The following is a 24,035-nucleotide window of genomic DNA, read 5'->3' on the forward strand; positions in this document are numbered from 1 at the left end:
TCGGTGCCGCATCGCCCCTCGGTGATGCGATGCGCTAGATGGCCCGACGCCGGCGATTGCAGGGCGGACGCGCGCCGTCGACCAAGTGCCGGCAGCCCTCGAACATGGCGCGCCGCTCGCTGCGGTGCTGCATACGCAGGCGAGTGACGCTGCGCGAGCAGGAGAAGCGCACCCTCGTCAAGCAGGCAGAATGCGAGGAGATTCTGCTGTTCCCCCCAACACAGCTGAGAAGACGTGCTACAGACGGACGACCTTGATACCCCGAACTGCCCGAAGTGCCTAGATCGGATGGAATCGCGCGCGGCCCGGTGGTTCTGCCACGGGTGCCGCGACTACGTAGACGCCTGGACGCGGCGTCCCCGCATCAAGATATCCTTCGGCTGTGCCCGAGATTCTCCTTACTGTTCCCTATGCCGTCGTCACTGCTGACACAATTCGTGAGGTCCGAGAGCGACTCGCTCCTTTCACGCTGTGGTCGGACTACGACAAGCTCGCGTGGGAGGAGAACTCGGACGAGACACCGGAGGAAATCGAGTACGGCAACGCGTACATCCGGGCGCAGAAGGAGGAAGCCCAGGAGCGGATCGACGCTGGTGGTGCGGTCTCGCTAGCGAGCTTGTCGGTGACGTCGCCGGACTACACCGAGTTCAGTTGGTCGAATGACGAGAGCGCACCGCTGGAGAGAATCAACGGGTGCTTCAGTGCCCGCGTCCGTTTCGAGAGCGCCGAGGCCAACCTTGCCGTCGAGCTGGAGGTCGATCTAAGGTCTGTGCGTTTGAGGGTCAACACAGACTTCGAGCAGTATGCCGTGAAGGAGTCGGATCGGGAAGGCTACGAGGCCGCAACGATCGCCAACGCCGTCCGCGAGATCCTTGAGCGAAACATCGATACGGCTCGACTCGCTCACGAGGTGAGGCCGTTCAAGGTCTTCATCGGCCACGGCGGCGACACGAAGTGGGAGGTCGTGCGCGACTTCATCGACGCGGCGGGATACGACACGACGTACTTCGAGGGCGACGATCGAATCGGACGGACGACCTTTGAAGTGGTTGAGCAGATGATCTCCGAGGCGTCCGTCGCGGTTATCGTCATGACCGGCGTGGACGTGCTGACGGACGGGCGCAAGCTCGCCAGGCAGAACGTCATCCATGAACTCGGCTTTTCGCACGCCCGCCTCGGTCAGCGAAACACGTTGATCCTCCTCGAAGAAGGTGCCGACGAGCCCTCGAACATCGCCGGAGTTACACAGATCCGTTTCCCGAACGGCGATGCCAACCGCACCAAGGTGGAACTCCTCGCAGCGCTGGCGAACCGTAAGCGTGAGCACGAGACGCCAACGCACGGCGGCTACTGAGACTCAACACCCAGCCAGCGCCAGATCGTCGCGCCACCGACGCCGAGCTCGGCGGCCTCGTGCAGGGGTGCTCCGACGGAGCTCAGCCGGGCAGCGACGGATGCTGCTCGGAGCTGCGCTGCTTCGGGATGAAGAGCGACAGCACGACCGCGATGATGCCGGCGGCGATCGCGAGCCAGAAGCACACCTCGAAGGCGGCCCTGGTGGGGACGGCCACGCCGTCGATGTCGATGCTCATCGCGGCGAGGACGCCGCCCATCACGGCCGAGGCGCTGGAAGTGCCGACCGAGCGGAACAGGGCGTTCAGTCCGTTCGACGCGCCGGTCTCGTTGGCGGGAACCGAGCGCATGATGATCATCGGCATCGCAGCGAACGTGAACCCGATGCCCACCCCGATCAGCAGGTTCGCGACGAGGACGTGCCACACCTCGCTCGACCACAGCAGGACGAACACGTAGGCGAGCACGATCGCGGTGGCGCCGACCGTGAACAGTGGGCGCGGCCCCACGGTGCGCTCCAGCCAGCCGGAGAGAGGCGAGATCACCATCATCACGAGGCCGGCAGGCATGATCACGAGCGATGCGGCGACCATGTCGAGACCGAAGCCCCCGCCGATCGACGGAGCCTCGAGCATCTGCGGGAACGTCACGTTCGAGGCGAACAGCGCGAAGCCCATGCCGATCGCGGCGATGTTCGTGAACAGCACGGCGGGGCGCGCCGCCACCCGCAGGTCGAGCAGCGGGTCCTTCGTGCGCAACTGGTACCAGCCCCACACCAGCAGCACCACGAGTCCGCCGATGATGCAGACCAGGGTGAGCGGTGACGTCCAGCCCCACTGCGCACCTCGGGAGACGAAGAGCAGGATGCCGGTGAGGCCGATGGCGAGCCCGATGGCGCCGAGCACGTCGAGTCGCCCGGGGGAGCGGAGCACATCCTCGGGGATCACGGCCAGTACGAGCGCCAGGCCGACGACCCCAAGGGCTGCCGCGAGCCAGAACAGCATGTGCCAGTCGGCGTTCTGCGCGAGGAGGGCAGCCACCGGCATGCCGATCGCGCCGCCGACACCCATGGTCGCGCTCATCAGGGCGACCGCGGTGCCGAGCCGCTCGGGCGGCAGTACGTCGCGCATGATCGCGATGCCGAGGGGAACGACGCCCGTCACGGCCCCCTGGAGTGCGCGCCCGATGATCACGCCGATGATCGAGCCGGAGACCGCGGCGATCACCGAGCCGAGGATCAGGATCGCGAGCAGCGCGATCACCACCCGGCGCTTGCCGTACATGTCGCCGAGTCGGCCCGAGATCGGGGTGGCGACGGCGGCGACGAGCAGCGTGATCGTGACGACCCAGGTCGTGTCCTCGCGGGAGGCGTTCAGCAGCTGCGGCAGCTCGGCCTGCAACGGCACGACGAGCGTGAACATGAACGACGAGCAGAGTCCGGCGAAGGCGAGGACCGCGACGATCGCCCACTTCGGCGGGGTGCGGGAGAGGCGCTTCCTGGCCCTGTCGTCGTTCGCACCCACCGGCCCAGGCTATCGGCGATCCCACGGTGCAGGGTCGCCGGGCCCCTGACTAGCATGTGGTCATGGTCACGAGCAGCGTCGCTCCGGACGATCCCGCCGCCCACCGCGGCATCTCCCGGCGCACCCAGTCCGACATCTACCGCGCCGGCATCAGCGGGACGAGACCCGCGGTGCCGATCGACGCCGTGGCGCTGAAGGCGGCCGCCCGCAAGGCACTGAGCGCCGAGGCATTCGCCTACATCGCCGGTGGTGCGGGGTCCGAGCGCACCATGATGGCCAACCGCCGCGCGTTCGACCGCTGGCAGGTGTGGCCGCGCCCGCTGCGCGACGTCTCGACCCGCGACCTCGGCGTGGAGTTCCTCGGCAAGAGGAGGCCGACCCCGCTGCTGCTCGCCCCGCTCGGAGTGATGGAGATGGCGCACGCGGATGCGGATCTCGCCGTGGCCCGCGCGGCGGCATCCCTCGGCGTCCCGTACACGCTGTCGAACCAGGCGTCGTTCCCGATGGAGCAGGTGGCGGATGCCGCACCCGACGGCCCCCGTCTGTTCCAGCTCTACTGGTCGGCGTCCGACGACCTCAACCGCTCGCTGCTCGCCCGCGCCGAGGCATCCGGCTGCGAGGCGATCGTCATCACGCTCGACACCCATCTGCTCGGCTGGCGCACGCGCGATCTCGATCTCGCGTACCTGCCGTTCACGCGGGGGATGGGCATCGCGCAGTACACGAGCGACCCGGTGTTCCAGCAGCTGGTGCGGGAGCGGGCCGCGGCACCGAAGGGCGATGCGCCCCGCGTCAAAGTCACGCCGAAAGCGGTCGCCGCCGCCCTCACGATCGCGCGCAAGGGTGCGCCGCTCACGGGCGGTGGGTCGCTGCGTGACAACCTGCGCTCGCCGCTGCCTCGGACCGCGGTCGAGACCTTCCTCGACGTGTTCTCCACCCCGGCACTCACCTGGGGCGATCTGGCGAAGGCACGGGAGTGGACGAACCTGCCGATCATCCTGAAGGGCATCGTGCATCCCGACGATGCCCAGGCCGCGCTGGACGCCGGGATGGACGGCATCTGGATATCGAACCACGGCGGCCGCCAGATCGACCGGTCGGTGCCGACGCTCGACGTGCTGCCCGAGATCGCCGAGCGCGTCGCGGGTCGCGTGCCGATCGTCTTCGACTCCGGCGTGCGTGGTGGTGCGGATGCCGTGATCGCCCTGGCTCTCGGAGCCGCGGTCGTGGCGCTCGGGCGGCCGTACGCCTACGGCCTCGGCATCGCCGGGGAGGCCGGCGTGCGCGAGGTCGTGCGCAACGTGCTCGCCGAGGTCGACATCACGCTCGGTCTCGCGGGGCTGACGTCCGTGTCTCAGCTCGATCGCGACGCGCTGCGCCAGGTCTGATCGCGGTCGCGTTTCCCCGAACCGCCCGAGGAGGGGCAGACTGGGTGCGTGCGAACCATCCGTGATCTCGACACCGTTGAACTCATCCTCGACGCGCAGGGCCTGCTCGACTCCATCCGGGGTCCGCAGCGCGTGGTGGATGCCGGCACCCTGCGCGCCCTGCAGCAGTCGGGCAACTACGTCGTCGGGTTCTTCGACGGCGAGGGCGAGGAGGAGCGCATGGTCGGCGCCTCCATCGCCTTCTTCGGCGAGCCCGCCCGACGTGCGATGCACTCGCACATCACCGCGCTGCTGCCGGAGTACCGCGGGCGCGGCTGGGGTCGCGAACTCAAGGAGCACCAGCGTCAGTGGGCGTTCTCACGCGACGTCGGGCGCATCACCTGGGTGTTCGACCCGCTCGTGGCGCGCAATGCGCACTTCTTCTTCTCAGTGCTGGGCGCTCGTGCCACCGGCTACTCCGTGAACCGCTACGGCATCTTCGGCGGCGGCGACGCGGGTGACGAGAGCGACCGCCTGGACGTCGAGTGGGCGCTCGCCGACATCGCGAAGCCCCCGGCCGACGATGCGGTCGTCGAGACCCTCGAGATCCCGGCCGACATCGAGGCGATGCGCGTCTCCGACCCGGAAGCCGCTCACGAGTGGCGTCTGCGTCTGCGCGCGCAGATGGAGGGCCTGCTCGGCAGCGGCCTGACCATCGCCGGCTACGACAACGCGCGCGGCTACCTCTTCACTGCGTGACCCGCGGCGCCGCCCGAACAGCGGCGCGCGCGCTCAGCGCACCCCGCGCATGAGCTTCAGCACGGGCTTGACGCTCACCAGCAGTCCGATGCCGACGACGATGGCGATCCCCCCGAGGATCGAGAAGAAGGGCACCTCGTCGTCGGGGTTGTAGAACTGCACGAGCCATCCGGAGATCGCCGTCCCGAGCGCGATCGACAGGAAGAACAGCGCGACCATCTGCGTGCGGAACACACCAGGTGCGAGCTTGGTGGCGGCCGACAGGCCGACCGGCGAGATGAGCAGCTCCGCCACCGTGAACACGAAGAGGATCCCGACGATCGCCAGCAGCGGTGTGGAGTTCTCGCCGCCGCCGGCGAAGGGGAGGAAGAGCAGGAACGCCGATCCCATGATGATGGCCGCGAGTGCGAACTTCACCGGCGTCGATGGTTGACGCTTTCCGAGCTTGGTCCAGATCGCGGCGAAGACACCGGACAGGATGATGATGAAGACCGGGTTGATCGACTGCACCCAGGAGACGGGCATCTCCCAGCCGAACAGGTTGCGGTTCAGGCGCTGGTCGGAGTAGATCGTCAGCACCGTGAACTGCTGCTGGTACAGCGACCAGAACGCGACGCTGGTGATGAAGAGGGGCAGGAACGCCCACACTCGCGATCGTTCGGTGGCGTCGATGCGACGGCTGCCGAGGATCACCGAGAAGTAGGCGACCGCGGCGACGATCGTGACGCCGATCACCAGGGTGGCGAGGTTGTCGGGTCGGATCACGCCGGTGAGCACGAGGACGGCGATGAGCACGATCGCGGCGGCCGCGATGAGCCCGACCAGCAGATAGCGGGACTTCGGAAGCGGGTTGGGCACCTCCCGCGCCGAGGCGGGCAGCGCTTTGCGGCCGAACGAGTACTGGATGAGCCCCAGCGTCATCCCGATCGCCGCGAGGCCGAAGCCGTAGTGGAAGCCGAGCGAGGACTGCAGGATGCCGGTGAGGATCGGCCCCAGGAACGCGCCGAGGTTGATCCCGAGGTAGAAGAGCGAGAAACCGGCGTCCCGGCGCGGGTCGTCGGCGCTGTACAGACTGCCGACGACTGATGTGGCGTTCGCCTTGAGCCCGCCGGATCCGAGTGCCACGAGCACGAGGCCGACGCCGACGCCGACCGCGCCCGGAAGAAGGGCGAGGGCGAGGTGCCCCGCCACGATCACCATCGCGCTGACGAACAGCACTCGCTCTGCGCCGAACAGGCGGTCGGCGAGCCAGGCCCCGAGGATCGTCGAGAGGTAGACCGACCCTCCGTACGCGCCCACGATGCCGCCCGCAACAGCCTTGGGGATGCCGAGGCCGCCCTCGGTCACCTCGAAGTAGAGGTAGATGAGCAGGATGCCCTGCATGCCGTAGAAGCTGAACCGCTCCCACATCTCGACGCCGAAGATGTGCACGAGCGCCCAGGGTTGTCCGAAGAAGCGAGTGTCTTCGTCGCGAGTTCGCCGAGTGCGCGCAGGAGTGCTCATGCCAGGACGGTACTCCGCGGCGGGCTGAGGGGCCAGGTCCCGCGCGGGACGACGGATAGAATGGGGTGCCCGTGTTCACGGGTTTCCTCCCGCATCCGACCATTGGAGCCACCATGGCCGAACAGTCCCGCCTCGACAAGGTCATCGCCCTCGCCCGCCACCGCGGGTTCGTGTTCCAAGCGGGTGAGATCTACGGCGGTTCTCGATCGGCCTGGGACTACGGGCCCCTCGGCACGGAGCTCAAGGAGAACATCCGCCGCCAGTGGTGGCAGACCTTCGTCCGCGGCCGCGGCGACATGGTCGGCCTCGACTCCAGCATCATCCTCCCCAAGCGCGTGTGGGAGGCGTCGGGTCACGTCGCCACGTTCACCGACCCGCTGGTCGAGTGCCTGCAGTGCCACAAGCGCTTCCGTGCCGACAACCTCATCGAGGACTTCGAGGCGCGCAAGGGCCGCAAGGCCGAGAACGGTCTCGCCGACATCCCCTGCCCGAACTGCGGCACCAAGGGTCAGTACACCGAGCCGAAGGCGTTCTCCGGTCTGGTGAAGACCTACCTCGGCGTCGTGGACGACGAGTCGGGCCTGTACTTCCTGCGCCCCGAGACGGCGCAGGGCATCTTCGTGAACTTCTCGAACGTGCTCACCGCGAGCCGCAAGAAGCCGCCGTTCGGCATCGGCCAGGTCGGCAAGGCGTTCCGCAACGAGATCACCCCCGGCAACTTCATCTTCCGTACCCGCGAGTTCGAGCAGATGGAGATCGAGTTCTTCACGCCCCCGGCCGAGGCGCAGGAGTGGTTCGAGCACTGGGTCGAGGCCTGCTGGAACTGGTTCATCGATCTCGGCATCGACCCGGAGAACATGCGTCAGTTCGACGTGCCGGAAGACGACCGCGCGCACTACTCGGCGGGCACGATCGACGTCGAGTACAAGTTCGGCTTCGCGGGCAAGGAGTGGGGCGAGCTCATGGGCGTCGCCAACCGCACCGACTACGACCTCTCCAGCCACAGCGAGGCGTCGGGCCAGAGCCTGACGTACTTCGACCAGGCCACGGGCGAGCGCTACACCCCGTACGTGATCGAGCCGTCGTTCGGCCTCACCCGCGCGATGATGGCGTTCCTCGTCGATGCGTACGTCGAGGAGCAGGTGCCCAACGCCAAGGGCGGCACCGACGTGCGCACGGTGCTCAAGCTCGACCCGCGCCTCGCCCCGGTCAAGGCCGCTGTCCTGCCGCTGTCGCGCAACGAGAAGCTGTCGCCGCTCGCCCGCGAGGTCGCCGACACGCTTCGCAGCTCCTGGGCCGTCGACTTCGACGACGCGGGTGCGATCGGTCGCCGCTACCGTCGCCAGGACGAGATCGGCACGCCGTTCTGCGTCACGGTCGACTTCGACTCGCTCGACGACCGCGCCGTCACGGTGCGCGACCGCGACACCATGGCGCAGGAGCGCGTCTCGATCGACGAGCTGCACGCCTACCTCGCGGAGCGTCTGCGCGGCGCCTGAGGATTCGCATCCTGACCCCGTCGGCCTCGTGCAGGCCGGCGGGGTCTTTCATGCGCTGCCGTCGACCGCGCGCGCATAGCGCTCGGAGAGCAGCTGCAGGCGCGGGATCAGCTCGGGCGGGCTCTCGACGGTGAAGTCCATCATCAGCATCCCGATGTACGCGGCGACGGTGTCGAGACTGTCGGCGCCGGTGACGAGGATGCAGTGCTCGTCGTCGACCGGTTCGACCACACCGACCGCGGCGTGGATCCGGTCGAGCACGGCTTCGGCGGGGGCGTCGATCCGCAGTCGGGCGTGCACCTTCCAGCCGCTCACCGCGATGGTCCGCATCGCGAAGGCGGTGTAGTCGCCGCCGGGCAGCGGCTGCGGATCGAAGCGCCGATGGGTCGGCATCCGCAGGTCCATCCAGTCGACGCGGTAGGTTCCCCACTCGTCTGTCTGCGGATCCCGGGCCACGAGGTACCAGCGCCGCACCCACGTGAGCAGCCGGTAGGGCTCGACCAGCACGGCCCCGCCTTCGTAGCCGAAGCGCAGCCACTCCTCGTTGCGGATCGCGCTCGCGATGGCTTGCAGCGCGGCGGCGTCGACCTCGGGGTCGGGGGCGTCGGTGTCGTTGTTCTCGGGGGCGCGGTCGACGCTCGAGCGGAGGGCGTCGACCGTGGGGCGCAGGTGCGACGGCAGCACCTGCTCGAGCTTGGCGAGTGCCCTCGCCCCCGATTCGGCGATGCCGGAGATTCCGGCCGCCGCGCGGAGACCGACCGTGACGGCCACCGCCTCCTCGTCGTCGAGCAGCAGGGGCGGCAGCTTTCCTCCGGCACCGAGCCGGTAGCCGCCGACGGATCCGCGGGTCGCATCGACGGGATAGCCGAGGTCGCGCAGTCGCTCGATGTCGTGTCGGACGGTGCGCGCCGAGACGCCGAGACGCGACGCGAGGTCGCTTCCGGAGCGCTCCGGACCGGTCTGCAAGAGCGCCAATAACGCGAGCAGTCGGGCGGTCGGGTCGGCCATCGGAACTCCTCGAAAGTCATCCATCCATTAGGAACGAATCCAACCTAATTCCCTCCTACCTTCGAGATATGGAAAACACGACGCTCGCCTTCCGCCCCTTCACCGTCTCGGTCTCCGCCACCGAGGTCGCCGATCTCCAGGATCGCCTCGCTCGCACCCGTCTTCCGCAGCCCTCGCCGACGGATGACTGGGATGCCGGCACCCCCAACTCCTACCTCCGCGAGGCCGTCGCCGCCTGGCGAGACTTCGACTGGACGGAGGCCCAGGAGCGGATCAACGCCGTCCCGCACTTCACGACCGAGATCGATGGCCAGACCCTCCACTTCATCCACGTGCGCTCGGCCCACCCGAGCGCGACGCCGTTGCTGCTCGCCCACACCTACCCCGGTTCCTCGATCGACTACCTCGACCTGATCGACCGGCTCGTCGACCCGGTGGCTCACGGTGGTCGTGCCGAGGACGCCTTCGACGTCGTGATCCCGGATGCTCCGGGCTACGGTTTCTCGCAACCCCTAGCCTCGACGGGCTGGACGGTCGGTCGGGTCGCCGCCGCCTACGACCGCCTGATGCGCGGGCTCGGCTACGACAGCTACGGCATCCACGGCTCCGACAACGGCGCGATGGTGGCCCGCGAACTGGGGCTGCTCGAGCCCGCGGGCTTCCTCGGACTGCACGTGCTGCAACTGTTCTCCTTCCCCTCGGGCGACCCGGCGGAGTTCGCGAAGCTCGAGCCCGCCGACTACGCCGGCCTCGAGCACATGCAGTGGTTCCAGTCGGTCGGCGGCTACAACACGATGAACGCCTCGCGCCCGCAGACGGTGTCGGTCGGGCTCAGCGACTCCCCGGTCGGGCTGCTCGCCTACAGCGAGCTGTTCAACTCGTTCGGCAACGGCACCTCTCTGGTGCCGCTCGAGAAGATCCTGCTCGAGGTCAGCGTGAACTGGTTCGCGAATGCGGCCTCCGGCATGAGCCGCAGCTACCTGGAGAACGCCAGAGCGGATGCCGCGGACGACGGCGCTGAGGGTGCCGAGCCGCGCATCAACGCCGCGCGGACCGGGGTGGCCGTGTTCGCCGACGACTTTCAGACGATCCGGGTCTTCGCCGAGCGCGACAACTCGAACATCGTGCACTGGAGTCGTTTTGACGAGGGCGGGCACTTCGCGGCCCTGGAGCGTCCGGACGTGCTGGCAGCCGACATCCGCGTGTTCTTCGCCGACGTCCGCTGACCTCCGAACCCGACTCGGCTGTCCAGACCCACTCGTGCGACGGTCGCGCGGGTGGGTCTAGCATGTCGGCATGTTCGAGTCGTGGAGCGAGTTCAACGTCGCGATGGCGGGAGCGACCGCTGCGCTCGCCGGTCTCGTGATCGTCGCTGCGAGCGTGAACATCGCCGAGATCGTCAAATCGCGCACGCTGACCGCAAGGCTCCTCGCCGGAATCGCCGCGCTGCTCCTCGCGCTCGCGGTGTCGGCGCTGGGGCTCGTGCCCGGTATCGACGCGGCATGGTTCGGGGCGGTGACCGTCGTGGTCGCACTGCTGGCCGCGGTGTTCCAGGTGCACGCGACGCGACTCATCGCGACCGATCCGAATCCCGAGGATCGCGTCCGTCCGCTCAAGTACCTGGTCGGCTTCCTACCGATCTTCGCCTATCTCGCGGCGGGCGTGCTGGTGTGGTTCGGGCATCCGGCCGGGCTGTACCTCGCGGCGGCGGGCTGTCTGCTCGCGATTGCCTCGGCCGTCGTGGTGTCGTGGGTCGCGCTCGTCGAGGTCCTGCGCTGAGAGCGGAGGGCGGCGTCAGCCCGTTACGGTGAGCTGCGTCTCGTGCAATGTCGAGCAGGGGCCGACCGGTCCTCCGATAGTGTTCGAGGTATGGATGTCCCCCCGCGTTCCGACGTTTCGCGACGCTCCGTCGTCATCGCCGGCGCCTGGTCGCTGCCCGTCGTGGCGGCCGCTTTCGCGGTTCCGGCCAGCGCGAGCTCGGCGCTCGTCTGCCCGAACACCTCTCGGTGGTATCTCGAGTATGTGCCGGGCGCCGGCTACGGCTTGGATTCGGCGAGCTACGCAGAACTGGTGGCATGGTGCGCGGAGGCGGGTGTTCCCGTGCCGTCCACCGCGGCCTTCACCTACGAGTACGTGAACAACGGTTTCTTCTGGACCGAGGGTGCCGTGGTGGGTCACTCGCCCGACCCGACGGGGGTGACCTCCATCCCCTACGACGCCTCGGCGGGCCCCGAGACGCGGGCGCTCGCCTTCACCGGCGGCATTCTGGTCGGGTCGATCCCCCTGATGGACGAGGTGCAGGCGCAGGTTCAAGCGAACATCGCGACCCTCACCGCCGCACTCCCGGCATCGGGTGGAGGGGTGTGGACCAGGCAGGGGTCGAACGTGCTCGGTCGCTCGACCGCCACGCTCGCCTTCGGCGATTGCACCGCGACGTTCACCCAGACCCCGCCGCCTCCCCAGCCGTAGCCCCGGTCCACGGTCTTGAGGGCACGGCAGATCCCTCGGAGTACGGGTCTCGCGCGTCAGCCGGTGACGGTCAGCTGCACCTCGGGGGTGCCGCCCGCCTCGACCCACGCCAGTGAACGTTCGAGGATGCCGCGCAGCACCTCGAGGTCGATCTGCTCCAGGTCTTTGATGTACAGGCATCCGACGCCCGTGGTGTGCGGGCCGAGTTCGGCCAGGGCCGCGGTGTGGGCGTCGACGCCGTCGAAGAGGTAGATCGTGGTCGCGGCCTTGCGGGGTGCGAATCCGAGCAGTCCGCTGTCGCCCTCGGTGCCGGTCGGGTAGCGGTAGTGGCACGACCCGAAGCCGATGATCGTGCCCCAGGTCTGCGGTTCGCGGCCGGTGATCTCCTGCATGAGCGCGGTCAGCGTCTCGGCATCCCGGCGGCGGACGGCGGGGGAGGAGCGAGCGATGAGCCCCGCGACATCATCGCCCGTGGGCTTCACTTCGGAGCCTTCGCCGCGGCCTTCATGGCCTTCTTGTGCTCGCGCACCTTCGCGAGCGACTCGGGAGAGACGATGTCGGCGACACTGCGGTACGAGCCGTCTTCGCCGTATGCACCCGCGGCCTCGCGCCAGCCTTCGCCCGTGAAGCCGTACTGCTTGCCCAGCAGAGCCAGGAAGATCTTCGCCTTCTGCTCGCCGAATCCGGGGAGGGCCTTCAGGCGCTTCAGCACCTCGGGTCCATCCGGAGCGCCCTCGGTCCAGAGTGCGGCCGCATCGCCGTCCCAGTCATCGACGAGCGTCTGGCACAGCGTCTGCACGCGGGCGGCCATGGATCCGGGGAAGCGGTGCACGGCGGGCGTCTGCTTGAACGCCTCGAGGAACTCGTCCGGTGCCATGTGCGCGATGGTCGCGGCGTCCGCCGCTCCAGTGCGCTGTTCGATCTTGAGCGGACCGGCGAACGCGGTCTCCATGGGGACCTGCTGATCCAGCAGCATCCCCACCAGGAGGGCCAGCGGGTTGTCGGTCAGCAGCTCGTCGGCGGCGGTGTCTCCGGTGATGTGAAGGGCCATGCCTCCAGTGTCCCACCGGATGGAGAAGAGGATGCCGGCGCCTAGAGGAAGTAGTAGTAGCTGCTGCCCTGGAAGTCGCGGTCGAACCGCTCCTTGCTGTCGAGTTCGAACACCGGCGGCAGACGCGGCACGAGATCGAATTCGTCGCGGGGCCGGGCGGCGGAGAGGAACTCTGTCGTCCATCTGTCGAACTCCGGCCCCTCCCGGAGCGCGGTGGCCTCGGCATCCGTGTGGACGAAGAACACCACTCGTCCCCAGGCGACCATGATGCGCCACAGCGCCGGGGATGCGAGTCCGTCCCGCAGAGTCTCCAGCTCGGTCGGTGCCAGGTCGATCGCGCCATCGCGGGCTTCCGGCTCGAAGGCTCGGAAGGTGACGAAGGGCTCAGGGTCGGAAGCCGATCGGGGTCGGGTCGGACGCGTCTCCACGTACCGTCGTGAGACTGCGGTCTGTTTCGCCCGGTCGTAGTTTCCGCCGTCACCATTACGGAAGGCCCGGGCCTGGGCGGCTGAACGGAGCCAGACGTTCACGCGCGGAGTCGCGTCGTGGAGGGCGTCCACGACGATGTTCACCACGTCGGTGTCGAAGGTCTCGGAGATCCACCTCGCCAGCGTCTGCAATTCGTCGCTGAGCTCGCGATCGCCGCGCAGCACCGCGGCCGTGGCCTCGAACTGCTCGCGATCATGCATGGCGCCACCCTAGGGCAGGGGCCGTCAGGCAGTGGCTGCGTCCCTGCCGGCGGAGGCGTCGGCCTCGGGCGCGATGCCGTACAGCGCCGCAAGTGCCGCGGTGAATTCGTCGGCGCGACCGGCGGCGGCGAGCTCGTGGGCGCGCACGGTCGGCGTGTGCAGAAGCACGCCCGAGAGGTGACGCAGAGCCTGCTCGACCTTGCCGTCCTCGTCGCCACGCGCACGGGCACGGTCGATCTCGCGCTCGAGCAGCTCGAAGATGTGCGAGCGCAGGGCCACGACCGACGGGGTCACGCTCTGGCGGGAGCCCACCACATGGAAGGTCTCCGCGGCCTCGCGCACGACGCTGCGTGCGGCATCCGTCGCCTGCAGCTCTTCGAGCGGGGCGTGCAGACGGATGGTCTCGAGGTCGAGCAGTGCGACACCCTCGAGCGTCGCGACAGCGGGGTCGACGTTGCGCGGCATCCCCAGGTCGACCACGAGCCGGCTGTGGGCGCCGACCGGGCAGCCCACGGCGGCAGCGCCGACCGGGAGCTGCAGGTGCTCCGGGCCGAGCACGGGTTCGGTCGCGGTGGTGCAGGTGATCAGCAGGCTCGAGTGCGCGGCGGTGCGGGCGTACTCGTCGGCGGTGACCGGACGGATGCCGTGCTTCGCGGCGAACACTGCCGCGCGGCCGGAGGGGGAGTACACCGAGATGTCGACGGCGCCGCGCTCACGGAGCGTGGCGAGGGTGACCGCGGCGTAGGCGCCGGTGCCGACCAGCAGCACGCGCTCGGCGGACCAGTCGGCGATGCGGCTGTCGGCCAACTCCAGCGCGAGGCGCACGAGCGAGCGGCCGGCACGACCGAGGGCGGTGACGTTCTTGACCTTGCGCTGCGCCTGGCTGGCGCGCTGGAAGAGGCGCTCGAGCTCGGGCGACGTGGTGCCGTCCTTGCGGGCGGACTTCAGTGCGCGGCGCACCTGACCGGCGATCTCGCCCTCGCCCGAGACGACGGATTCGAGGCCGGAGGCGACGGAGAAGAGATGCTCGGCCACGCGGCGGCCCGAGTGCACCGTGTAGGCGCCGTCGAGTTCGGTGGCGGGGATGCCGGTGGCGGATTCGACCGCCTCGATGACCGCTTCGACGCCGATGGCGCCGGCCGCGGTGAGCGGTTCGTCCATTTCCACGTACGCCTCGAACCGGTTGCACGTCGCGAGGACAACGGCACCCTGCACACACGGCGTCATGCCCACGATGGTGGGAGCGACGTCGTCGGGGGTGCGGCTCAGGCGTTCGAGCAGTTCGAAGGAGGCGGTCTTGTGACTCGCCGTGACACACAGCAGCACAGATCGATAGTACCGGAGTGTGCGGCGACCGGGATTCGACCGGGCGAACTCGGCGGCCCCATAAGGGCGGAATGGGAGGATGGGGGCATGGCTCTCTCCGACGCTCCGCTCCTGCGCGCCCTCGCAGGCTCCCGCCCCGCCCACGTTCCGGTGTGGTTCATGCGGCAGGCCGGCAGGTCGCTGCCGGAGTACCGCGACCTGCGGGTCGGGACGCGGATGCTCGACGCCTGCCTCACTCCCGACCTCGCCGCCGAGATCACGCTGCAGCCCGTCCGTCGGCACGGTGTGGACGCGGCCGTGTTCTTCAGCGACATCGTCATCCCGCTGCGCCTCGCCGGTGTCGACGTCGAGATCGAGCCGGGGCGCGGGCCGGTGTTCGCGAACCCGGTGCGCACCGCATCCGACGTCGATCGCATCACCGCGATCGATCCTGACGGCCTCGACGGCGCGGCGATCGCGGAGGCCGTGCGCCTCGTCACGGCTGAACTCGGCGACACCCCGCTGATCGGCTTCGCGGGCGCCCCCTTCACCCTCGCGGCGTATCTCGTCGAGGGCGGCCCCTCCAAGGAGCACCTGCGCGCACGGGCGATGATGCACTCCGACCCCGACTCGTGGAACCGCCTCGCCGGCTGGCTCGCGAAAGTCTCGCGCCGCTTCCTCGAGACGCAGCGCGACGCCGGAGCATCCGTCGTGCAGCTCTTCGACAGCTGGGCCGGCTCGCTGAGCACGGCGGACTACCGCGCGTTCGTCGCCCCGCACTCCCGCGCGGCACTCGACGACATCGGCCTGCCGACCATCCACTTCGGCGTCGGCACGGGCCCGTTCCTCGCCGACATGCGGCTCGACGGTATCGCCGACGGCGTCGGGGTCGACTGGCGTCAGCCGTTGGATGAGGCCGCCGCGATCCTCGGACCGGATGTCACGGTGCAGGGCAACATCGACCCCGCACTTCTCTCCGCCCCCTGGTCGGTGCTGGAGGCGCACGTGCGCGACGTGATCGAGCGTGGCCGCGCGGCCCGGGCGCACATCCTCAACCTCGGCCACGGCGTCCCGCCCGAGACCGACCCCGACCAGCTCACGCGCATCGTCGAGCTGGCGCACACCGTCTGACGCTCAGGCCGCGACGGCCCGATGGGAGAATTGACCGCATGACCTCTGAGCCGTCTTCCGCCGAGCCGTCCGACCTCGCCGCCCGCGCGGCGGAGAAGCACGTCGTCGTCATCGGCGGCGGCATCGGCGGACTTGTCGCCGCACGCGAGTGCGCCAAGGTCGGCATGCAGGTGACGCTGCTCGAGGCCACAGGCGAGCTGGGTGGGGCGATCCGCCGGATCGAGCTCGACGGAGTCGTGGTGGATGCCGGCGCCGAGAGCTATGCGACCAGGGGCGGCCTGGTGCGCGCGCTGGTCGAAGAGCTCGGACTGGCCGACCGCATCGTCACCCCGCGGTCGGGCGGCGCCTGGCTGGCCGGCATCCCTGGCGTCGGCGCGGCACCGCTGCCGGTCGGCGGCATCCTCGGCATCCCCGCGAACCCGTTCCAGGACGACGTCCGCCGCATCCTCGGGTGGTCCGGCGTCTGGCGCGCCTACCTCGACCGAGTGCGTCCGCCGCTCACGATCGGCCACCAGCTGAGCCTGGGCAAGCTGGTCTCCTCGCGGATGGGATCGAAGGTGCGGGACCGCCTCGTCGCTCCCGTGACCACCGGCGTCTACTCCGCATCTCCCGACGACGTCGACATCGACATCGCGGCTCCCGGTCTCAACGCCGCGCTCACCCGCGTCGGGTCGCTGTCCGGTGCGGTGCAATCTCTTCGGGACGATGCGGCAGCGAAGGCCGGCGTCGCCACGGTGGCGAAGACCCCCGGCGCTGCGGTCGAGGGCCTGTCCGGCGGCATGAGCGGGCTCGTCGATGCGCTGGCCGACGACCTGAACCGTCTCGGGGCCGAGGTGCGCACGGGCGTGCGCGTGCGGGGCATCCGCAAGACCGCGAAGGGCTGGGACGTCGAGACCGAGGCCGCCCCCGAGATCGCCCCCGCGGCGGCTGACGAGACCGGTCCGCTGGTCGCCGAGCTGCACGCGGCCGAGGCGGTCGAGGTCGAGCCCGTGATCGAGGAGATCGAGGCCGACGCCGTCATCGTCGCCACCCCCGAGACCGCCGCCAGGGCGCTCCTCTCCGCCGCAGTGCCGGCGCTGAAGAACGCCGAGGCCGCCTCGTCGCCCGAGATCGAGATCGTCACGCTCCTGCTCGACGCGCCCGCGCTGGATGCCGCGCCGCGCGGAACCGGGGTGCTCACGGTTCCGGGCAGCCACACGGCCAAGGCGCTCACGCACTCGACCGCGAAGTGGGCCTGGGTGCGGGAAGCCGCAGGGCGGCGACACCTCGTCCGGGTCTCGTTCGGTGCGCAGGGCGAGCCCGCCGCGACGGCGGCGCTGAGCGACGAGGCCGCCGCTGATCTCGCGCGGACCGAAGCCGCGACGATGCTCGGAGTCGCCCTCGCCCCCGAGGCCGTGATCGCCACGCACCGCGGTCGGTTCGTGCAGTCACAGCCGGCGTCGATCATCGGTTCCGGTGAGCGTCGCGCCGCCGCGCGTGACGCGGTGCAGGCCGTCCCCGGTATCGCGGCCGTCGGCGCCTGGCTCGCCGGCACGGGCCTCGCACAGGTGATCCCGGATGCGCGCGACGAAGCCGACCGCCTGCGCCGCGCCCTGTTGTGGGAGTGAGTGCACGCTCTGTGTCAACCCTCTGACCCATAGATGCCGAAATCGGCATACGGGGCTACGCTGGGAGCCTGGTCGCGGGGAGCGGAAGCCTGCGGGCCATCCAAGCCGGGCGAAGCAGGCCGGACAACCGGAACTAGGTGAGGAGACCCCATGAAGGGGAAGATCGGACTCGTCGTCGGACTCGGCGTGGGCTACGTCCTCGGCACCCGTGCCGGACGTGAGCGCTATGAGCAGATCAAGACGCAGTGGCTGAAGGTGTGGGAACTCGATCCCGTGCAGGAGCAGGTCTCCAAGGTCAAGGGCTTCGTCGGTGACAAGGCTGCGGCCGTGCCGGGCGCCCTCTGGACCGGCGTCGTCAAGGTGGCCAAGTCGGTGACCGGCAACGGCACTCCGGGACAGCGGCTCGACTCCGCCATCGCCACCGGTCGTGAGGCCGCGGAAGACCTGGCCGAGGCGACCGAAGAGGCTGTCGAGGCCGCGAAGGCGACCGCCAAGACGAGCAAGCCCGCGTCGAAGCCGGCCGCCTCCAAGTCCACGGCCACGAAGTCGACTGCCGCCAAGTCCGCGCCCAAGAAGACCGGCGCCTGACATGCCCCGCGGATACCGAGATCGTGCCGACGACAGCCTGCTGACCCTCCTCGGGGATCTGCCGGAACTCGTCACGAATCTGGTCAAGGCCGAGATCGACGCCGCCAAGGCGTGGGTCTCGCGCACCTCGAAGGATGCCGGCATCGGTTCCGTGTGGTTCGTCGTCGCGCTGTTCTTCCTGTTCTGGGCGGTGCCGGTGATCCTGGTCTTCGCGATCGCGGGCCTCTCCTCCTGGTGGCCCGTGTGGCTGTCGGCGATCGTCGTGTTCGGCATCCTGATCCTCGCCGTGCTGCTGTTCGCGCTGCTCGGCATCCTGAAGTTCCGCAAGGTTCTCCGCCGTCAGAACCCGGCACAGGCCGTCGCCGAAGACATCCGACTCGTGAAGGAGGCCGGCGATGACGAATTCTGAGTCCCTGCCGCGCACCGTCGTTCCCGCAGGCATCATCGACCCGGTGACCTCTGCTCGAGCCGAGCTGAAGGCCGCGCTCGCCGCCATCGAGGTGAAGGGCAACATCCCGCGTCGGGTCGAGAAGGCGTCGACCCGGGCTGCGGCCAAGGCCAGGGTCTTCGCCGACCGCAATCCGCTCGGTGCGATCGCCGCGACTGTCGGAATCGCCGCGGTCGTGGGGGGCGCGGTCTGGGCGATCGCGCGCGCCATCTCGCGCTGACGACGTCATTCCAGGATGCCGCTGATTGCCCCGGTCGGGGTGATTAGCGGCTCCTGCGTAAACGAGGCAGACTGGGGAGCATGATGTCCGAAGAGCGCGATGAGAACCCGTCCGGCTTCACCCTCTGGGCCGTCTGGCGACGAAACCCCGACGTTCCCGTGACGGAGACCGAGTCGACCGAGCTCGAGACGATCGTCGCCTACATCGAGGACTCCGGCGTGACCGTCCGCGGCTTCTACGACGTCTCGGGCCTCAAGGCCGACGCCGATCTCATGGTGTGGCTGCACGGCGAGACCGCCGAGGAGCTGCAGAAGGCGCTGCGTCGCCTGCGCCGCACCGAACTGCTCCGCCCGCTCCTCCCGGTGTGGAACGTCATGGGCGTGCACCGTGACGCCGAGTTCAACCGCGCCCACGTGCCCGGCTTCCTCCGCGGAGTCGAGCCGAAGGACTGGCTGTGCCTGTACCCGTTCGTGCGCACGCCGGAGTGGTACCTGGCCCCCGAAGAGGAGCGTCGCAAGATGCTCGCCGACCACGGCCGCAAGGGCGCCGCGTTCACCGGCGTCCTCGCCAACACGGTCGCCTCGTTCGCGCTCGGCGACTACGAGTGGCTCCTGCCGCTCGAGGCCGATGAGCTCACCGACCTCGTCGACCTGATGCGCGACCTCCGCTACACCGACGCCCGCCTGTATGTGAAGGAGGAGGTGCCCTTCTACACGGGGCGCAGACTCCGGTTCGACGAGATCGCGGACGTTCTGCAGTAAGCGCCATGAGCACCCCCATCCGTCTGGGCACCCGTCGCAGCGCGCTCGCGCAAGCGCAGTCCGGTCATGTCGCCACGGCCCTCGAGAAGATTTCGGGCCGTCGGGTCGAACTCGTCCCCATCACCAGCGAGGGCGATACCAACCGCGCCTCGCTCTCCGAGATCGGCGGCCAGGGCATCTTCGCCACGCGTCTTCGCGAGGCCCTGCTCGCCGGGGAGTGCGACTTCCTCGTGCACTCCCTGAAAGATCTGCCGACGGCGATCCCCGACGGGCTCATGATCGCGGCGACCCCGAAGCGGGAGGACCCGCGTGATGTGGTGCTCACCCGCGACGGCATCCCGCTGCACGAGCTGCGCTCCGGGAGCACGGTCGGCACCGGATCGCCGCGCCGCATCGCCCAGGTGCGCAGGCGCGCACCGGGCGCCGAGGTCGTCGACATCCGTGGCAACGTCGACTCCCGGCTGGCGCGGGTCACCTCCGGCGAACTCGACGCGGTGATCCTCGCTGCGGCAGGGCTCTCGAGGCTCGGGGCGAAGTCTCCGCTGCGACGCGAGGAGCTCGGTCTCGCCGAGTGGCCGACCGCGCCGGGCCAGGGCTCCCTCGCCGTCGAGACGCGGGAGGATGCGCCCGAGGAGCTGCGCTCGGCACTCGCCGGTCTCGACGACCTCGACACCCGACTCGCCATCACGGTGGAGCGCGCGATCCTCGAAGGACTCGACGCGGGATGCCAGGCGCCGATGGCCGCGCACGCCGTGGTCGACGGCTCCTCGATCCGTGTCAGGACCGTCGTCTACGCCGTCGATGGCGGGCGCCGGATCGGCCTCGACGTCACCGAAGACCTGAACGGGGAGTATATTCGTCGGAACGGCAGTGGCAATGGAGCGGATGCTGCCGATGGTGCAGACCCGGTGCACGCAGCGCGCGAGTTCGGGTTCACTGTTGCCCGTCGGCTGCTCGATCAAGGGGCGGCCGGCCTCGTACCCCGAGAGCAATAAACCCTCATGACCACTTCCGAAATCAAGCACGACCGACCGCTGGACGGCTGGCGCATCCTGGTGCCGCGTGGCGGGCCGTGGGGCGACGGCGTCGCCGCGAGCCTTCGCGCCCAGGGCGCCGTGCCCGTGGTCGCGCCCCTCATCAACTTCGCGCCCACCACCGACCAGGCGGCGCTCGACGCCGCCCTGGCGGAACTGGCGGCCGGATCCTTCGACTGGCTCACGATCACCAGCGCCACGACGGTCGACGTGCTCTTCGCGCACCGCGCCATCGTCCCCCGCACGACCAAGATCGCGGCCGTCGGAGAGACGACTGCCGCTGCGCTGCAGGCCGTCGGCTACGAGGTCGCACTGGTGCCGGAGCAGGACAACTCGGCCGAGGGCATGGCGCAGCAGCTGATCGCGCTCGAGACCGCACCGCGCCGCATCCTGGCCCTGCGCAGCGAGATCGCGAAGCCGGTCCTGAGCAAGCAGCTCGCCAAGGCGGGCCACGAGGTCGCCAGCGTCGTCGCCTATCGCACGGTCGGTGTTCCGGTGACCGAGCGCATCCGCCGCGACGTCGAGAACGGCCGCATCAACGCGATCCTCATCACCAGCGGCTCGGTCGCCGAGCAGGTGCGCGAGCAGTTCCCGGAGATCCCCGACGAGACGCTGCTCGCGGCGATCGGACCGCGGACCGCGAAAGATGCGCAACGCGCGGGCCTCCCGGTGTCGGTGGTGGCCGACCGGCAGACCGTCGATGCACTGATCGACGCGGTCTCGCACTTCACGCTTCCGCACGCGGCCGACGAGTTCGCGCCGTGAGCTACCCCGATGTCCGACTGAGGCGCCTGCGTCAGTCGCGGGCCGTGCGCGATCTCGTTCGCGAGACCTCGCTGCAGCCCCGACAGCTCGTCCTGCCCCTCTTCGTCCGCGAAGGCATCGCGGAGCCGGTGCAGCTCGGATCGATGCCCGGGGTCGCCCAGCACTCGATCGACTCGCTGCGCGCTGCCGCCGTCGAAGCGGCGGAGGCGGGCGTCGGCGGCGTGATGCTGTTCGGTGTGCCGGCGGTGCGCGACGCTCGCGGGTCCGGTGCCGACGATCCGCGCGGCATCCTGAACGTCGCGACCGAAGCGCTGGCCGCCGAGGTCGGAGACGCGCTGGTGGTGCAGACCGACCTGTGCCTGGACGAGTTCACCGACCACGGCCACTGCGGTGTGCTCGCGGCCGACGGGTCGGTCGACAACGACGCGACGCTCGAGCGCTACACCTCGATGGCTCTCGCCCAGGCTCGCGCCGGATCCCAGCTGCTCGGGCTGTCGGGGATGATGGACGGCCAGGTCGCGGTGATCCGCGCGGCGCTCGACGCCGAGGGCTTCACCGACACCCTCCTCCTGGCCTACGCCGCCAAGTACGCGAGCGCCTTCTATGGCCCCTTCCGCGAGGCCGTGGATTCTCAGCTCCAGGGCGACCGTCGCACCTACCAACTCGATCCGGGTAACCGGCGCGAGGGCGTCCGCGAGGCCGTCGTCGACGAGGCTGAGGGTGCGGACATCGTCATGGTGAAGCCGGCGATGGCCTTCCTCGACGTGCTGCGCGAGGTGCGTGACACCGTGAACATCCCGGTGTGGGCATACCAGGTGTCGGGCGAGTACGCGATGATCGAGGCCGCCGGCGCGAACGGCTGGATCGATCGCCGGGCCGCCGTGCTCGAATCCCTGCTCTCCATCCGCCGTGCGGGTGCCGATGCCGTGCTGACGTACTGGGCGACCGAGGCCGCCGGCTGGCTGCGCGACTGATATCTCCGAGGAGTCCTCATGACCGATCGCAATGACGACCTGTTCTCCGCTGCCCGCGCGGTGATCCCGGGTGGGGTCAACTCGCCCGTGCGCGCCTACGGGTCGGTCGGGGGGACACCGCGATTCCTCGCTTCGGCGAAGGGTGCCACGGTGACGGATGCCGCGGGGCGTGAATACGTCGACCTCGTCGCTTCGTGGGGCCCCGCTCTTCTCGGGCATGCACACCCGGAGATCGTCGCGGCGGTGCAGGAGGCCGCGGCTCGAGGGCTCTCGTTCGGTGCCCCGACCGAGGGCGAGGTCGAGCTCGCGGCGCTCATCGCCGACCGGGTCCGCTTCGGGGAGATCCGTCCCATCGAACGTGTGCGTCTGGTGTCCACCGGCACCGAGGCGACCATGACGGCGATCCGTCTCGCGCGCGGTGCGACCGGCCGCGACCTGCTGGTGAAGTTCGCCGGGCACTACCACGGCCACTCCGACGGGCTTCTCGCCGAGGCGGGTTCGGGTGTCGCGACGCTGGCGCTCCCCGGCTCGGCCGGTGTCCCTGCCCCGATCGCCGCGCAGACCCTGGTGATCGGCTACAACGACCCCGAGGCGCTGGCCGCGGTGTTCGCCGAGCACGGCCCGCGCATCGCCGCGGTGATCGTCGAGGCGTCGGCGGCGAACATGGGCGTCGTCGCCCCGCTGCCCGGCTTCAACCGGCTGATCGCCGAGACCGCGCACGCGCACGGCGCCCTGATGATCCTCGACGAGGTGCTCACCGGCTTCCGTGTGCACCCGGCAGGGTTCTGGGGTCTGCAGGCGACGGCGGGCGAAGACTATCTGCCCGACATCTTCACGTTCGGCAAGGTCGTCGGCGGGGGCATGCCCCTGGCCGCGCTCGGTGGGCGCGCCGAGGTCATGGACCTGCTCGCACCGCTCGGCCCGGTCTACCAGGCGGGAACCCTGTCGGGGAACCCGTTGTCCGTCGCGGCGGGCCTGGCGACGCTGCGACTCGCGACGCCCGAGGTGTACGCCACGGTGGATGCGGCATCCGCCCGGGTATCGACCGCCCTCGATGCCGCGCTCACCTCGGCCGGCGTCACGCACGCCGTGGCCCGAGCGGGCAACCTGTTCAGTGCGTCGTTCCGGGCGTCCGAGCCACGGAATTATGCCGAGGCGCAGGCGCAGGAGTCGTTCCGCTACGCCCCGTTCTTCCACTCCCTGCGCGAGCAGGGAGTGGCTCTTCCGCCGAGTGTCTTCGAGGCCTGGTTCCTCACGTCCGCGCACGGTGAGCGCGAGCTCCAGCTCATCGAGGCGGCGCTCCCGGCGGCCGCCGAGGCCGCTGCTGCAGCAACCCCCTAGCTCTCGGTTCCGGCGAACCGGGAGCGAGGCTCCGGGTGAATGGTGGCAATCGACAAGGGATCGTTGCGTTCCTGTGAGCAACTTCCAGACAACTGGCAGGGCCGCGCTGGCAGACTGAGTGCATGGTGACGTTGCTGCTGGACCAGACGCAACTCGAAGTCGTGCTCTCGCCGCTCGAACGGGCAGCCACCTTCCACCGGGCGAACGTCCGCATCGCGCGCGACACCATCACCAAGGTCCAGCTCACGGACGACGCGTGGACGTGGCTGCGGGGTGTCCCGAACCCCGGCACGCACATCCCCGGCATCCTCGCCGCCGGCAGCTGGAAAGCGGCCGGCAGCCTGGACTTCGTGCTGATCCGCAAACGTCGTCCGAGCGTCGTGATCGACCTCGAGGGCGACGAGCAGTACCGCCGCCTGATCCTGACCACACGGCACGGACTCTCGCTCACTCAGGCACTGCGTCTCGACGTGTCCACCGAGCCGGCAGACGTCGAAGAGATCGTGGCGACCTCGCCCACCGCCGTCCCGAAGGGCAGCCGTCGGCCGGTCATCCGCCCCCGACCCGCCTGACGACGGGGCGGCCGGCTACGACCGCCGCTGACCGAACAGAGGAACGCCCTCCGCGACCATGTGGTCGG

At 69.6% G+C, this 24,035-nt stretch carries 25 protein-coding genes; 18 read left to right on the top strand and 7 right to left on the bottom strand.

Features of this window, described 5'->3' with window-relative positions; all coding sequences use genetic code 11:
- Positions 1-382: 382 nt before the first annotated feature.
- Positions 383-1,354: a TIR domain-containing protein gene (locus tag J7E45_RS18195; protein ID WP_215069522.1), complete on the top strand. Its 972-nt coding sequence runs from the start codon at positions 383-385 to the stop codon at positions 1,352-1,354.
- Positions 1,355-1,436: 82 nt separating this feature from the next.
- Here the strand turns inward: J7E45_RS18195 and J7E45_RS12375 are convergent, their stop codons facing one another.
- Positions 1,437-2,876 (bottom strand): MFS transporter, encoded by a 1,440-nt coding sequence (locus J7E45_RS12375; RefSeq protein WP_215069524.1) that lies wholly within the window; start codon positions 2,874-2,876, stop codon positions 1,437-1,439.
- 62 nt (positions 2,877-2,938) lie between these two features.
- Between J7E45_RS12375 and J7E45_RS12380 the strand changes: the two genes are divergently transcribed.
- Together J7E45_RS12380 and J7E45_RS12385 are read left to right on the top strand one after the other, a co-directional pair.
- Positions 2,939-4,264: an alpha-hydroxy-acid oxidizing protein gene (locus J7E45_RS12380; RefSeq protein ID WP_215069526.1), complete on the top strand. Its 1,326-nt coding sequence runs from the start codon at positions 2,939-2,941 to the stop codon at positions 4,262-4,264.
- Positions 4,265-4,312: 48 nt separating this feature from the next.
- Positions 4,313-5,002 carry a GNAT family N-acetyltransferase gene (locus J7E45_RS12385; protein ID WP_215069528.1) on the top strand — a complete coding sequence of 230 codons (690 nt, stop codon included), beginning with the start codon at positions 4,313-4,315 and terminating at the stop codon, positions 5,000-5,002.
- Positions 5,003-5,035: 33 nt separating this feature from the next.
- On the opposite strand, the gene J7E45_RS12390 is transcribed toward J7E45_RS12385, so the two are convergent.
- A complete protein-coding gene (locus J7E45_RS12390) occupies positions 5,036-6,505 on the bottom strand; it encodes a peptide MFS transporter (RefSeq protein ID WP_091031678.1) in 1,470 nt (489 codons plus the stop codon).
- Between the two features lie 113 nt (positions 6,506-6,618).
- On the opposite strand from J7E45_RS12390, the gene J7E45_RS12395 reads away from it, so the two are divergent.
- Positions 6,619-8,004: a glycine--tRNA ligase gene (locus J7E45_RS12395; RefSeq protein WP_215069530.1), complete on the top strand. Its 1,386-nt coding sequence runs from the start codon at positions 6,619-6,621 to the stop codon at positions 8,002-8,004.
- 48 nt (positions 8,005-8,052) lie between these two features.
- Here J7E45_RS12395 and J7E45_RS12400 read toward each other — a convergent pair whose 3' ends face one another.
- Positions 8,053-9,012 (bottom strand): YafY family protein, encoded by a 960-nt coding sequence (locus J7E45_RS12400; protein ID WP_215069532.1) that lies wholly within the window; start codon positions 9,010-9,012, stop codon positions 8,053-8,055.
- 68 nt (positions 9,013-9,080) lie between these two features.
- Between J7E45_RS12400 and J7E45_RS12405 the strand changes: the two genes are divergently transcribed.
- The 3 genes from J7E45_RS12405 (at position 9,081) to J7E45_RS12415 (ending at position 11,481) form a co-directional block, all read left to right on the top strand.
- Positions 9,081-10,238: an epoxide hydrolase family protein gene (locus tag J7E45_RS12405; RefSeq protein ID WP_215069534.1), complete on the top strand. Its 1,158-nt coding sequence runs from the start codon at positions 9,081-9,083 to the stop codon at positions 10,236-10,238.
- A 70-nt stretch (positions 10,239-10,308) separates the two neighbouring features.
- Positions 10,309-10,791, top strand: a complete 483-nt coding sequence (locus J7E45_RS12410) for a hypothetical protein (RefSeq protein ID WP_215069536.1) — start codon at positions 10,309-10,311, stop codon at positions 10,789-10,791.
- 90 nt (positions 10,792-10,881) lie between these two features.
- Complete coding sequence (locus J7E45_RS12415; protein ID WP_215069538.1) at positions 10,882-11,481, top strand: hypothetical protein; 600 nt, start codon at positions 10,882-10,884, stop codon at positions 11,479-11,481.
- A gap of 56 nt (positions 11,482-11,537) precedes the next feature.
- Here J7E45_RS12415 and J7E45_RS12420 read toward each other — a convergent pair whose 3' ends face one another.
- Genes J7E45_RS12420 through J7E45_RS12435 form a run of 4 tightly spaced genes read right to left on the bottom strand, consistent with a single transcriptional unit; the run spans position 11,538 to position 14,547 of the window.
- Positions 11,538-11,963, bottom strand: coding sequence for a DUF1801 domain-containing protein (locus tag J7E45_RS12420; RefSeq protein WP_167632647.1), 426 nt, complete (start codon positions 11,961-11,963; stop codon positions 11,538-11,540).
- Complete coding sequence (locus tag J7E45_RS12425; protein ID WP_215069540.1) at positions 11,960-12,532, bottom strand: HhH-GPD-type base excision DNA repair protein; 573 nt, start codon at positions 12,530-12,532, stop codon at positions 11,960-11,962. The genes J7E45_RS12420 and J7E45_RS12425 overlap by 4 nt, the downstream gene beginning before the upstream one ends.
- 41 nt (positions 12,533-12,573) lie before the next feature.
- Positions 12,574-13,221, bottom strand: coding sequence for a hypothetical protein (locus tag J7E45_RS12430; protein ID WP_215069542.1), 648 nt, complete (start codon positions 13,219-13,221; stop codon positions 12,574-12,576).
- Between the two features lie 24 nt (positions 13,222-13,245).
- Positions 13,246-14,547 (bottom strand): glutamyl-tRNA reductase, encoded by a 1,302-nt coding sequence (locus J7E45_RS12435; RefSeq protein WP_215069544.1) that lies wholly within the window; start codon positions 14,545-14,547, stop codon positions 13,246-13,248.
- An 87-nt stretch (positions 14,548-14,634) separates the two neighbouring features.
- On the opposite strand from J7E45_RS12435, the gene hemE reads away from it, so the two are divergent.
- The 11 genes from hemE to J7E45_RS12490 all read left to right on the top strand — a co-directional run bounded on the left by hemE (position 14,635) and on the right by J7E45_RS12490 (position 23,967).
- Positions 14,635-15,657, top strand: a complete 1,023-nt coding sequence (hemE, locus tag J7E45_RS12440; protein WP_215069547.1) for a uroporphyrinogen decarboxylase — start codon at positions 14,635-14,637, stop codon at positions 15,655-15,657.
- 38 nt (positions 15,658-15,695) lie between these two features.
- Positions 15,696-17,264 (top strand): NAD(P)/FAD-dependent oxidoreductase, encoded by a 1,569-nt coding sequence (locus J7E45_RS12445; protein WP_215069549.1) that lies wholly within the window; start codon positions 15,696-15,698, stop codon positions 17,262-17,264.
- A 150-nt stretch (positions 17,265-17,414) separates the two neighbouring features.
- Complete coding sequence (locus J7E45_RS12450; protein ID WP_091031652.1) at positions 17,415-17,852, top strand: hypothetical protein; 438 nt, start codon at positions 17,415-17,417, stop codon at positions 17,850-17,852.
- 1 nt (position 17,853) lies between these two features.
- Positions 17,854-18,261, top strand: coding sequence for a phage holin family protein (locus J7E45_RS12455; protein ID WP_029261236.1), 408 nt, complete (start codon positions 17,854-17,856; stop codon positions 18,259-18,261).
- Positions 18,248-18,520: a hypothetical protein gene (locus J7E45_RS12460; protein ID WP_091031644.1), complete on the top strand. Its 273-nt coding sequence runs from the start codon at positions 18,248-18,250 to the stop codon at positions 18,518-18,520. Before J7E45_RS12455 ends, J7E45_RS12460 begins: the two co-directional genes overlap by 14 nt.
- Positions 18,521-18,600: 80 nt before the next feature.
- Positions 18,601-19,281, top strand: coding sequence for a hydrogen peroxide-dependent heme synthase (gene hemQ / locus J7E45_RS12465; protein ID WP_091031640.1), 681 nt, complete (start codon positions 18,601-18,603; stop codon positions 19,279-19,281).
- 5 nt (positions 19,282-19,286) lie between these two features.
- Positions 19,287-20,276 (top strand): hydroxymethylbilane synthase, encoded by a 990-nt coding sequence (gene hemC, locus J7E45_RS12470; protein ID WP_215069551.1) that lies wholly within the window; start codon positions 19,287-19,289, stop codon positions 20,274-20,276.
- 6 nt (positions 20,277-20,282) lie between these two features.
- A complete protein-coding gene (locus tag J7E45_RS12475; RefSeq protein ID WP_091031633.1) occupies positions 20,283-21,080 on the top strand; it encodes a uroporphyrinogen-III synthase in 798 nt (265 codons plus the stop codon).
- On the top strand, positions 21,077-22,054 hold the full coding sequence (gene hemB / locus J7E45_RS12480; protein WP_215069553.1) for a porphobilinogen synthase: 978 nt from the start codon (positions 21,077-21,079) through the stop codon (positions 22,052-22,054). The genes J7E45_RS12475 and hemB overlap by 4 nt, the downstream gene beginning before the upstream one ends.
- An 18-nt stretch (positions 22,055-22,072) precedes the next feature.
- A complete protein-coding gene (locus J7E45_RS12485) occupies positions 22,073-23,395 on the top strand; it encodes a glutamate-1-semialdehyde 2,1-aminomutase (RefSeq protein ID WP_215069555.1) in 1,323 nt (440 codons plus the stop codon).
- 122 nt (positions 23,396-23,517) lie between these two features.
- Complete coding sequence (locus J7E45_RS12490) at positions 23,518-23,967, top strand: hypothetical protein (RefSeq protein ID WP_215069557.1); 450 nt, start codon at positions 23,518-23,520, stop codon at positions 23,965-23,967.
- The last annotated feature ends 68 nt before the right edge of the window (positions 23,968-24,035 follow it).

The sequence above is a fragment of the Microbacterium sp. ISL-59 genome (assembly GCF_018613945.1).
In the GTDB taxonomy this organism is placed as follows: Bacteria; Actinomycetota; Actinomycetes; order Actinomycetales; family Microbacteriaceae; genus Microbacterium; species Microbacterium oxydans_B.